Below are 11,910 nucleotides of genomic sequence, written 5' to 3' on the forward strand. Positions count from 1 at the left end.
GGGACCCTGTGGGAGAGTAGGACGCCGCCGAACAATCATTCAGAGAAAGCCCCCTGACGGGATGTCAGGGGGCTTTCTCGCGTTTCCGGGCCGGAGCGGGCGGTTCCGGTTCGGGGGGTGGGCGAACGAGTCCGGTCCGTGATCGTCGGGCGGTTGTTTGGGAGGTGGGTTGGAGGCAGACTGCCCGTCATCAGGATTGGTCCAGACCACCTAGGGATGACGGAAGGACTTCGGGGGACATGGGAGCGGACGGTCGGGGGTCACCCGCCGGAGTGCGCCGTGCCGGGCAGCACGGGGTTGTGCTGGGGGCTGCGGCGGTGACGGTGTGGTTGGCCGTGGCGGTGTTGACGGCGTTGACGGCTTTGACGGCGAGTTCGGTGACGCAGGGGATGCGGAGCCGGTTGGTGGAGGATCCGCGGGTGTCCGTCTCCTTGGTGGGGCGGTACGCGGACGGGGCGGACGCGAAGGCGGATGCTCCGGTGCGGGAGGCGTTGCGGCGGGCGTTGCCGGGGGCGTCGGCCCGGGTGGAGGAGGTGCTGCGGGTTTCGGCTCCGTTGGAGGTGCCGTTGCCGGGCGGGGCGGGGGCGGCGGTGGAGTCGGTGGGTGCGGGGATGCCGGTGGCGCCGTTCTCGGTGGCGGATCCGCAGCGGTTCGCGGAGCTGGCGCAGGGGAGTTGGCCGTCGGGGTCGGACCAGGTGGCGTTGTCGGAGGTGGCGGCGCGTCGGTTGGGGGTGTCGGTCGGCGGGACGGTGTCGGTGCTGAAGGTGGCGGAGGTGCTGCCGCTGAAGGTGAGCGGGGTGTACCGGGAGGCGCCGGGGGCGGCTCCGTGGTGGCGGGCGTGGCAGGTGTCGTCGGGGTTGAGTGCCTCGTCGGGGTTGGCGCTGGTGTCGCGGGACCTGCTGCGGACGAGTCCGGTGCTGCGCGAGGACGTGGACGTGCAGTGGACAGCACTGCCGGCGCTGGGGCGGTTGCAGGTTGAGGAGTTGGGGGCGCTGCGGGAGCAGGTGGAGCGCCTGGTGAAGGGCGATCCGTCCAGAAGGGTGTTCCACGGGGCGGAGCCGCCGGTGCGGGCGTTGCGGGCGGTCAGTGACATTCCGGAGGCGTTGGACGCGCTGCGGTCGCCGATGATGGTGGCGCGGTCGGGGATGCTGGTGCCGGTGACGATGCTGGGGGTGCTGTCGGCGGTCACGATGGTGCTGACGGCTCGTCAACTGACGGAGTTCCGGCGGGCGGAGCTGGTGCTGCTGCTGGCGCGCGGTGCGGGGCGGGCCCGGTTGCTGGGGGGCGCCGCGGTGGAGTGGTCGGTGTTCATGGTGCCGGCCGCGATCCTGGGGGTGTGGGCGGCGGGGCCGCTGCTGCGGGTGCTGGAGCGGTCGGGATTGCCGGTGGAGGGGGCCGCGGCGGAGGCGGCCGGTTCTGCGACGTGGGCCGTGGCGGGGACGGCGTTGGTGCTGCACGGGTGTGCGGCGCTGCTGCCGGTGGTGTGGACGGCGGACGGTGGTGAACGGGAGGCGCCGTCGCGCAGCGGCCGCCGGGTGGTGGTGCAGCGGGCCGGGGCGGACCTGGTGCTGGCTGCGGTGGCGGTGCTGGCGTACCTGCAACTGCGGCAGTACGAGGGGTTGTTGAGTCCGGCGTCGAGTGCGGTCGGGTTCGATCCGGTGCTGGTGCTGGCTCCGGTGGTGATGACGGTGGCGGCGGCGTTGCTGCTGTTGCGGTTGTTGCCGCCGCTGGGGCGGGGGTTGGAGGCGCTGGCGCGGCGCGGGCGGGGGCTGGTGGCGCCGTTGAGCGGTTGGCAGGTGAGCCGGGGCCGTTCGGGCCAGGGCGCGCCGGTGCTGTTGATGGCGTTGGCGCTGGCGGTGGGGGCGTTGACCACCACGGTGATCGCCGGTGAGCCGCCGAGCGACCGGGACCGGGCGGCGTTCGAGGTGGGTGCGGACCTGAGGGTGACGGGCGGTGAGCTCCCGCCGGGGGAGCGGTACGGGGCGCTGGCGGGGTTGCCGGGGGTGGCGGCGGTGACGCCGCTGGTGTCGGAGGTCGGGACGGTGCGCAACACGGGGACGACGGTGCTGGGGGTGGACACGGCTGCGGTGCGGTCGGTGGCGACGCCGGAGCGGATGGCGTCGGGGGCGTGGACGCACGCGGTTCCGGCGCTGCGTTCGGACCTCGACCGGGGTTCGCTGGCCGAGCAGTTGGGGCGGTTGGGGGCGGACGTCCCGGTGCACGGGATGGCGCTCCCGGGGCGGCCGTCGTCGCTGGACGTGCAGGTGTCGGTGGCCTCGGCGGCGCCGCTGGGGCGGACCGGCCCGGTGTGGCTGTCGGTGCAGGTGGAGGACGCGGGCGGGCTGGTGACGACGGTGCAGGGGCGGTTGACGCCGGACGGGGTGTCCCGGACGGTGTCGCTGCCGCTGGGGTCGGGGGCGCTGCACCACCCGCTGCAGGTGACCCGGTTGTCGTTGCGGAGCACGCCGGTGAAGGGCTTCCCGCGGGCGACGCTGACGTGGACGGTGTCGGGTGTCGCGGGGGCGTCGCTGCCGCAGGGCGCGCGCTGGACGGACGTCACGCCCGGGTCGTCCGGGAAGGCGGGGCTCGGGTGTCCGGGGCGTTCGGACGGGGGCCGGCCGGTTCCGGTGAGCCGGGCGGGGGTGTGCGAGGAGTCGCGGCCGGACGGCGGGGTGCTGTCGGCGGTGGTGCGCGGGCCGATCTCGGAGATCGGGGTGGAGCAGGGCCCCGGGGCGGAGGCGTTCCGGTTGGGCGCGGGGACGGACACGGTGTCGTTCGGGATGCCGCCCGCGGGTTCGGTGGCGAAGGTGCTGCCGGTGCCGGCGCTGGTGAACGCGGCGTTCCTGCGGGAGACCGGCTACGCGGTGGGTGACCGGACGCGGCTGGTGGCCGGGGGCGTGGAGCAGTTCGAGCTGCAGGTCGTCGGGGAGCTGGCCGACCTTCCGGGCGGTCGGGGCCGGGACGTGCCGCAGGCGCTGGTGGACGTGCGGGCGCTGTCGGCGGCCCGGTCGGAGCTCGGGCTGGACCCGGTGTCGGACGAGGCGTGGCTGCTGGCGGCGGCGTCGAAGGACGGCGGGGTGCGGGCGGAGCAGGCGATCGCGGCCGATCCCCGGTTGGGCGTGGTGGACGGCGTGCGGGCGCGGGCGGCGGCGTTGGCCGGGGATCCGTTCCGGCACGGGCGGCGCAGTGCGCTGCTGCTGTCGCTGGTGCTGTCGCCGGTGTTCGCGGTGGCCGGGTTCACGGTGCACGCGGTGGGGTCGGCGCGGGCCAGGCGGCGGGAGTTCGCGGTGCTGCGGGCGCTGGGTGTGCGGCGTCGGCAGTTGTCGGGGGTGCTGCGGCTGGAGCAGTTGCTGGTGGTCGGGTTCGCGGTGCTGCTGGGCGGGGCCCTCGGGGTCGTGCTGGCGGCGGTGGTACTGCCGTTGATCATGGTCGACGGGGGTGGTCTGGCGGTGTTCCCGGCCCTGCGGTTGACGGTGGGCTGGGGGTGGACGGCGGTGGTGGTGCTGGCGACCGGCCTGGGGGCCGGTGCGGTGGTGCTGGTGCTGTCGCGGATGTTGGCACGGGTCGATCTGGCGCGTGAGCTTCGGGCGGGGGAGAGCGGATGATCGGGCTGGGCGGGTCGGGGTCGCGCGGGCTGCGGCGGGGCGGGTTCGGCGGTTGGCGGCCGGCCGCGCGCGAGGCCCGGACGGGCTGGTCGGTGCTGGTGGTGCTGGCGGTGCTGACGGCGGTGCTGGCGGTCGCGGCGCTGTTGTGGCCGCCGCTGTTCGACCGTTCGGCGAACCGGGAGCTGGCCCGCCGGTTGACGGCGGGTCAGGCGAACGGGCCGCTGATGACGGCGCGCGCCGAGCTGACCGGGCCGGTGGACGTGATGCACGTGTCGACCGCGCCGCAGTTCGACACCCTGGACGCGGAGCTGACCAAGGTCGGCGAGGAGATGCGGCAGGCGGCCCGGGGCGAGCTGGCGCGGTCCCTGGTGCGGGTGTCGGGGTGGACGGAGGTCGAGGGCATGGAGCTGACGGGCGCCGGTGTGCCCATGCCGTTCGGGGGCCCGTCGAGCGTGTCGCTGGTGTACGCCCAGGACGCGGCGGACCGGGTGCGCTGGGTGGCCGGTCGGGCGCCGGGGCGGCCGGCCGATGCGGAGTCGGCGCCGATCGAACTCGGGCTCTCCGCCGAGTCGTTGGAGAAGCTCGGGGTGTCGGTGGGCCAGCAGGTGTCGCTGGTCGGGGCGAAGGGGCGCACCGAGGCGGTGGTGGTCGGCGAGTTCGAGCCGCTGGAGGGGGCGGACGACGTGTGGCGCGAGCTGCCGCTGCTGAACTCGCCGATGGACTCGCCGGTGCTCCACGGGTACGTGCGCTACGGGCAGGCGATGGTGGCCCCGGCCGGGGTGGAGGCGATGGAGGCGCGCGGGGCGCCGTCCACGGCGGCGGCCTGGGTGTTCTGGCTGGCGGAGCAGCCCGGCGGCGGTGGCGGCACGGCCCGCGGTGCGGCCGAACTGTCGTCCTCGGCGCGGCTGTTCGGGGGCAGGATCGCGGAGAAGGTGTGCGGCGGGTCGGTCTTCGGCGTGGACGCCGCCTGCCCGGTGGGGCAGCGTCAGGTGGCCGCGCCGCTGCTGAACCAGCAGCTGTCGCCGCTGGTGGACGCGTTCGCGGCGCAGCGGTCCCGGACGGTCGCGCTGCAGTCGTTCGCGCTGGCGGGCCTGCTGGCGGTCGGGGTGTCGACGGCGGTGGCCGCGGCCCGGCTCGGGGCGCGGCGCAGGGAGGCGGCGCTGGCGCTGCAGCGGGCCCGCGGTGCGGGTGAGCCCGCTCTGGCCGCCGTTCGGCTGCTGGAGGCCGTCCCGGCGGCCCTGGTGGGCCTGTTGGCGGGCTGGGCGGTGGCTGTCCGGTGGTCCGACGGGCGGCCGCTGGGCGCGTGGTGGCCGGCGCTGCTGTCGGCGGGGCTGGTGGCGTGCGCGCCGGCGGTCGCGGTGTGGTGGCAGGGCCGGGAGGTGCGCCGGGCGGGTCGGGAGCCGGTGCGTCGGCGGGGCCTGAAGCGGGCGCTGGGCCTGTCGGCCCGGCTGGTGGTGGAGGGTGCGGTGCTGCTGCTGGCGGGGGCGGGCGTGCTGCAGTTGCGGCTGCGCGGCGCGGCTCCGGCGGGCGCCGAGACGGATCCCCAACTTGCTCTGGTGCCGGTGCTGTTGGGCCTGGCGGCGGTGGTGGTGGTGCTGCGGGTGTACCCGGTGCCGCTGCGCTGGGTGACCCGGTGGGCGCGGCGCCGCCGCGGTGCGGTCGCGCTGGTCGGGCTGGCGCAGGCCGGGCGGCGGTCGGGGGCGGCGGCGACGGCGCTGCTGGTGCTGGTGCCCGCGCTGGCCTGCGCGGTGTTCGGCGCGCTGGTGTCGGGCACCGTCCGGCAGGGCCGGGCGGAGAGTGCGCAGTGGCGGGTCGGCGGTGACGCGGTGGTCCTGGGTCCGTCGCAACGTGCGCTGCCGGAGGAGGAGTTGGGGAAGGTGCCGGGTGTCGCGGGGGTGCTCCGGGTGCGCGGCGGGCAGGCCTCGCTGACCTCCGACGAGGACGGGACGACGGTGAAGGGCGTGGGCCTGGTCGGGGTCGATCCGGCGGCGCTGGCCCGGTACGAGCCCTCCTCGCCGCTGGTGGCGGCGCTGTCCGGGCCGGAGCTGGCCGAGCGGCCGGCCGCGGGCGCGGAGCTCCCGGCGCTGGCGGACCGGGCGACGGCCGAGCGGTTCCCGGACGGCTCGTTCACGGCGGACGCGGGCAGCACCGGGTTCCGGGTGCGGATCGTCGGGGTGCTGCCGGACGGTGCGGCCGCGGACCGGGCGATCGGCCCGGTGGTCGGCGACGTCGGCACGGCGGGCGGGCTGCTGGTGTTCGGCGGCCCGGGGGCGGAGCTGCTGCCCCGGCAGAACGGGCAGCGCAACGCGGCCGTGCTGTTCGCGGAGCCGGGTCGGCCGGGTTCGGCGGCGGGTGCGGCCGGGATCGACGCGGCGCGGGTGAAGGCCGTGGTGGAGGGTTCGGCGGCGGCCGCGGGCGCGGGTGGCGGCGGGGCGGCGGGCGGGGCGGTCAGCCGCGGTGCGCCGATCGAGATCCGTTACCTGGACGAGCAGTTGGAGGTCTCCGGGAGCGACGGCCTGGTGGCGTCGCTGGAGACGGCGTTCCGGGTGTCGGCGGCGGTCGGCCTGCTGCTGGGGCTGGTCGCGGTGGTCCTGGAGCTGCTGCTGGGTGCGGTGGAGCGCGGGCGGATGCTCGCCCACCTGCGGACGCTGGGGCTCGGCGGCCGGGCCGCGGCGGGGGTCCAACTCGTCCAGCTGCTCCCGGTGATGGCCGCGGCGGTGGTCGGCGGCACGCTGCTGGGGCTGGCCCTGCCCTGGCTGCTGGGCCCGGCCCTGGAGCTGCGGGTCTTCACCCAGGGGCCGGGCGCCCCGGCGTTCGCCCCGGACTGGGCGGGCGTCGCGCTGGCGGCGCTGGGCCTGCTGGTGCTGGTGCCGTGCGCGGCGGCGCTGCAGGGGCTGGCGGGGCGCGGCCGCGTCCCGCAGGTCCTGCGGCTGGGGGAGGGCGCGCAGTAGCGGGTGCTCCCGTCAGGACGCGACGGGGTCGTGCGCCGCGGGCGCGCGGCCCCGCCGTGCCGGTCGGGGCCGCTGCGCGCGCCGGGCCGTCGGTCGGGCTGTCGGTCGGGCGGAGTACCTTTCGCGGTGGCGTGTCCCTGATCGTGTGAGGTGTCCGGTGCAGCTGGCTCAGGTGGAGGGGGTCCTGGAGCGGATCACGTACGCCAACGAGGAGACGGGCTACACGGTCGCCCGGGTGGACACCGGGCGCGGGGCGAACGACCTGCTGACGGTGGTGGGGGCGCTGCTGGGGGCGCAGGTGGGGGAGAGCCTGCGGCTGTTCGGGCGGTGGGGTTCGCACCCGAAGTTCGGGCGGCAGTTCACGGTGGAGAACTACACGACGGTGCTGCCGGCCACCGTCCAGGGCATCCAGCGGTACCTGGGCTCGGGGCTGATCAAGGGCATCGGGCCGCGGTTCGCGGAGCGGATCGTGGAGCACTTCGGGGTGGAGACCCTGGAGGTGATCGAGAACGAGCCGGGGCGGCTGGTCGAGGTGCCGGGCCTGGGCCCGAAGCGGACGAAGATGATCGCGAGGGCCTGGGAGGAGCAGAAGTCCATCAAGGAGGTGATGGTCTTCCTGCAGGGCGTGCAGGTGTCGACCTCGCTGGCGGTGCGGATCTACAAGCAGTACGGCGACGGTTCGATCGGGGTGGTGAAGAACCAGCCGTACCGCCTGGCGTCGGACGTGTGGGGCATCGGCTTCCTGACGGCGGACCGGATCGCGCAGGCGGTGGGCATCCCGCACGACTCGCCGGAGCGGGTGAAGGCGGGCCTGCAGTACGCGCTGTCGCAGTCCACCGACAACGGGAACTGCTACCTGCCGGAGGAGCGGCTGATCGCGGACGGCGTGAAGCTGCTGCAGGTGGACGTCGGCCTGGTGATCGACTGCCTGGCGGAGCTGGTCGCGGCGGAGGGGGTGGTGCGCGAGCGGCTGCCGGGGGCGGACGGGCAGGAGGTGGCGGCGGTGTACCTGGTGCCGTTCCACCGGGCCGAGGTCTCGCTGGCGGGCCAGTTGCTGCGGCTGCTGCGCACGCCGGAGGACCGGCTGCCGTGGTTCCGGGAGGTCGACTGGCCGGCCGCGCTGGGCTGGCTGGCGAAGCGGACGGGCGCCGAACTCGCCCCGGAGCAGGAGCGGTCGGTGCGCCTGGCGCTGACCGAGAAGGTCGCGGTGCTGACCGGCGGCCCGGGCTGCGGCAAGTCGTTCACGGTGAGGTCGATCGTGCAGCTGGCGCTGGCGAAGCGGGCGAAGGTGGTGCTGGCGGCGCCGACCGGGCGGGCGGCGAAGCGGCTGGCGGAGCTGACCGGGGCGGAGGCCTCGACGGTGCACCGGCTGCTGGAGCTGAAGCCGGGCGGGGACGCCGCGTACGACCGGGACCGGCCGCTGGACGCGGACCTGGTGGTGGTCGACGAGGCCTCGATGCTGGACCTGATCCTGGCGAACAAGCTGGTCAAGGCGGTCGCGCCGGGCGCCCACCTGCTGCTGGTGGGGGACGTGGACCAGCTGCCCTCGGTGGGCGCGGGCAAGGTCCTGCGGGACGTGCTGGCGCCCGGCAGCCCCGTCCCGTCGGTGCGGCTGACCAGGATCTTCCGGCAGGCCCAGCAGTCCGGCGTGGTGGTCAACGCGCACCGGATCAACGAGGGCCTGCCGCTGCTGACCGAGGGCCTGCCGGACTTCTTCCTGTTCGTCGAGGACGACACCGAGCGCGCGGCCGGCCTGACGGTGGACGTGGTGGCCCGCCGGATCCCGCAGCGCTTCGGCCTCGACCCGCGCCGGGACGTCCAGGTGCTGACGCCGACGCACCGCGGCCCGGCGGGGGCGGGCGCGCTGAACACGCTGCTCCAGTCGGCCGTCACCCCGGCCCGCGAGGGCCTGCCCGAACGCCGGTTCGGCGGGCGGACGTTCCGGGTCGGCGACAAGGTCACGCAGATCCGGAACAACTACGACAAGGGGCGCAGCGGCGTCTTCAACGGCACAGTGGGCGTGGTGACGGCACTGAGCGTGGACGACCAGCGGCTGACGGTGACGACCGACGAGGACGAGGAGGTGCCGTACGACTTCGACGAGCTGGACGAGCTGGCGCACGCGTACGCGGTGACGATCCACCGTTCGCAGGGCAGCGAGTACCCGGCGGTGGTGATTCCCGTCACCACGTCGGCGTGGACGATGCTCCAGCGGAACCTGTTGTACACGGCGGTGACGCGGGCCAGGAAGCTGGTGGTGCTGGTCGGATCGCGCAAGGCCATCGGGCAGGCGGTGCGGTCGGTGAGCACCGAGCGGCGGCACTCCGCGCTGGACCACAGATTGGCTGCGGGCTGAGTTCGAGGCGGTACGGTACGTCCAGAGGTTGTCTTGACGTGAAGAGATTTAGGGCGGAACCTGGTCCGGTGCCGCCGCCGATCTTGTCCGGTTCGCACCGGTGGCGGCAGCGGAGTTTGTGGGCCCTGGTCCTTCCCGGGGTCACCCCCGGGTGCGCGGCCGTCCTTCGGGTGGGGGATCGTTGAGACAGTCAGGGCAGTCGGATGAGGATCAATTTCGTCGGTGAGGAAGACGTGAGCGACAAATCGGTAGTACTGCGGTACCAGGACGGCGAGTACGAGTACCCCGTCGTCGAGAGCACTGCGGGCAACGCCGGCTTCGACATCTCGAAGCTGCTCCCGCAGACCGGCCTGGTCACCCTGGACAACGGTTTCGGCAACACCGCCGCCAACAAGTCCGCGATCACCTTCATTGACGGTGACGCCGGAATCCTGCGCTACCGCGGCTACCCGATCGAGCAGCTGGCCTCGGAGGCCAACTTCATCGAGACCGCCTACCTGCTGATCAACGGCGAGCTGCCGAAGGCCGGCGAGCTGGATGCGTTCAGCAACGAGATCACCCAGCACACCCTGCTGCACGAGGACGTCAAGCGCTTCTACCAGGGCTTCCCCCGGGACGCGCACCCGATGGCGATGCTCTCCTCGGTGGTCGGCGCGCTCTCCACGTTCTACCCGGAGAGCCACAACCCGTTCGACGAGGCGCAGCGCAACCTCTCGACGGTCCGCCTGCTGGCGAAGCTGCCGACCATCGCGGCGTACGCGTACAAGAAGGCGATGGGCCAGCCCTTCGTCTACCCGCGCAACGACCTCGGCTACGTCGAGAACTTCCTGCGGATGACCTTCGCCGTCCCGGCCGAGGACTACGAGCTCAACCCGGTCGTGGTCAACGCCCTGGACAAGCTGCTCATCCTGCACGCGGACCACGAGCAGAACTGCTCCACCTCGACGGTGCGCCTGGTCGGCTCCTCGCACGCCAACCTGTTCGCCTCCATCTCGGCGGGCATCTCGGCGCTGTGGGGCCCGCTGCACGGCGGCGCCAACCAGGCCGTGCTGGAGATGCTGGAGCAGATCCAGAAGGACGGCGGCGACGTCGACGCGTTCATCCGCAAGGTGAAGAACCGCGAGGACGGCGTCAAGCTGATGGGCTTCGGCCACCGCGTCTACAAGGCGTTCGACCCGCGCGCCGCGCAGGTCAAGGTGCTCGCCCACGAGGTGCTCGCCCAGCTCGGCAAGTCCGACGCGCTGCTGGACATCGCGCTCAAGCTGGAGGAGCACGCGCTCAAGGACGACTTCTTCGTCTCGCGCAAGCTCTACCCGAACGTGGACTTCTACACGGGCCTGATCTACCGCGCGATGGGCTTCCCGACCAGCATGTTCACCGTGCTGTTCGCGCTCGGCCGGCTCCCCGGCTGGATCGCCCACTGGCACGAGATGATCAAGGACCCGACCAGCCGGATCGGCCGCCCGCGGCAGATCTACACCGGCGTGGAGATCCGCGACTACGTGCCGCTCGACGCCCGCTGAGCCGTCGACCGCAGCGTCGAAGGGGCCCGGCTCCGCCTCCCGTACGGGGGACGGGGCCGGGCCCCTCCGCGTCTGGCTCTTCGTTGGGGCGCACGGCGCCCGGGACGGCCCCGGTCGGGAACGGCCGCTCAAAGCGTCCCCAGGGGGTCCGGGTCCGGCCCGGTTGCCGTGCGCGAGGGCGGTCGACGAATCGACAGCCCGTCCGGGGCCCGCCGGAGCCCCGCTCTACAAAAGGTAAGACGTACCAGGGGGCGCAGAGTTACGCCAGGGGGGTGTGAGTTGCCTCTCTCCACTCTCCGTGTGCGTCCGCGCACCCGGACGGCCGCGTGCATACCACACCGTACGCCCGGCCCGGGGCGTCACCCACCCCGCAGCCATCGCAACCCAGCGTGATAGGAATCGTGGCAATCCGGTACGGACCGCCTGCGGCGCGCGGTGCGGCGAACGGTCAGGGAGGGAGTGCGCAATGGCCAGGAACGTCGTAGTCACCGGTGGGGGCACCGGCATCGGCCTGGAGGTGGCCCGGCGCTTCGCCGAGGCCGGCGAGCGCGTGGTGATCGTCGGGCGCCGCCCGGGCGTCCTCGACCACGCCGCGCAGGAGATCGGCACCAACGTGACCCCGCTGGTGTGCGACCTCGCCGACCCGGACGCGGTGGAGGCCGCGCTGCCCGCCCTGCCCGCCCGGATCGACGTCCTGGTCAACAACGCGGGCAGCCGGGAGACCGTCCTCGGCGCCGGGCCGCACGCCGTCCTGGCCCGCTGGCGCGGCGACTTCGAGCGCAACGTGCTGACCGCGGTGCTGCTCACCGAGTCCGTCCGCGACCGGTTCACCCCCGGCTCCGGCCGGGTGGTCACCGTCTCCTCCATCGCCGCCCTGCGCGGCGCGGGCTCCTACGGCGCCGCGAAGGCCTCCCTGCACGCCTGGAACCACTTCCTGGCCGCCCAGCTCGGCCCGTCCGGCATCACCGCCAACATCGTCGCCCCGGGCACCGTCGCGGGCACCGAGTTCTTCGGCCCCCGCCTGGACGACGCCGAGGTGGCGCGCCGCTCGGCGCGCACCCTGCTCGGGCGGATCGGCGAGTCGGGGGAGGTCGCGGCCGCGGTGTACTTCCTCGCCTCGGCGGAGGCCGGGTTCATCACCGGGGAGATCCTGCACTGCAACGGCGGGGAGCTGCTGGGCCGCTGACGCCGGCCCTTGTGGCGCCACCCGGCAGCACGGAGCCGCCGTTCCCCGGGGCCCCGGTTCCGCGCCGTCGTCCTACCCGGCGGGTCGGAAGTTGCGCAGGCGCAGGCTGTTGGTGACGACGAAGACGGAGGAGAAGGCCATCGCGGCGCCCGCGATCGTCGGGTTGAGGAGTCCGGCGGCGGCGAGGGGGAGGGCGGCGACGTTGTAGGCGAAGGCCCAGAAGAGGTTGCCCTTGATGGTGGCGAGGGTGCGGCGGGAGAGGCGGATGGCGTCGGCGGCGGAGCGCAGG

At 74.3% G+C, this 11,910-nt stretch carries 6 protein-coding genes and 1 pseudogene; 5 read left to right on the plus strand and 2 right to left on the minus strand.

Annotated elements, in window-relative coordinates:
- Nucleotides 1-190 precede the first annotated feature (190 nt).
- The gene (locus tag OO57_RS43210; RefSeq protein WP_033256980.1) at nt 191-1,189 is read right to left on the minus strand and encodes a hypothetical protein; all 999 of its coding nucleotides are present in this window, start codon (nt 1,187-1,189) and stop codon (nt 191-193) included.
- Between OO57_RS43210 and OO57_RS47100 the strand changes: the two genes are divergently transcribed.
- The 5 genes from OO57_RS47100 to OO57_RS35825 all read left to right on the plus strand — a co-directional run bounded on the left by OO57_RS47100 (nt 1,164) and on the right by OO57_RS35825 (nt 11,621).
- Nucleotides 1,164-3,605: an ABC transporter permease gene (locus OO57_RS47100; protein ID WP_267885007.1), complete on the plus strand. Its 2,442-nt coding sequence runs from the start codon at nt 1,164-1,166 to the stop codon at nt 3,603-3,605. The genes OO57_RS43210 and OO57_RS47100 overlap by 26 nt on opposite strands.
- Nucleotides 3,602-6,556, plus strand: coding sequence for a hypothetical protein (locus OO57_RS47105; RefSeq protein WP_033256982.1), 2,955 nt, complete (start codon nt 3,602-3,604; stop codon nt 6,554-6,556). The genes OO57_RS47100 and OO57_RS47105 overlap by 4 nt, the downstream gene beginning before the upstream one ends.
- A 157-nt stretch (nt 6,557-6,713) precedes the next feature.
- Nucleotides 6,714-8,912, plus strand: coding sequence for an ATP-dependent RecD-like DNA helicase (locus OO57_RS35815; RefSeq protein ID WP_051778682.1), 2,199 nt, complete (start codon nt 6,714-6,716; stop codon nt 8,910-8,912).
- A gap of 233 nt (nt 8,913-9,145) precedes the next feature.
- Nucleotides 9,146-10,435: a citrate synthase gene (locus OO57_RS35820; protein ID WP_033256984.1), complete on the plus strand. Its 1,290-nt coding sequence runs from the start codon at nt 9,146-9,148 to the stop codon at nt 10,433-10,435.
- Between the two features lie 466 nt (nt 10,436-10,901).
- Nucleotides 10,902-11,621 carry an SDR family NAD(P)-dependent oxidoreductase gene (locus OO57_RS35825; RefSeq protein WP_033256985.1) on the plus strand — a complete coding sequence of 240 codons (720 nt, stop codon included), beginning with the start codon at nt 10,902-10,904 and terminating at the stop codon, nt 11,619-11,621.
- A gap of 72 nt (nt 11,622-11,693) precedes the next feature.
- On the opposite strand, the pseudogene OO57_RS35830 reads toward OO57_RS35825, so the two are convergent.
- Nucleotides 11,694-11,910 (minus strand): annotated as a pseudogene (locus OO57_RS35830) (haloacid dehalogenase); the annotation flags it as partial.

This window comes from Kitasatospora phosalacinea (assembly GCF_000717185.1).
GTDB lineage: Bacteria > Actinomycetota > Actinomycetes > Streptomycetales > Streptomycetaceae > Kitasatospora > Kitasatospora phosalacinea_A.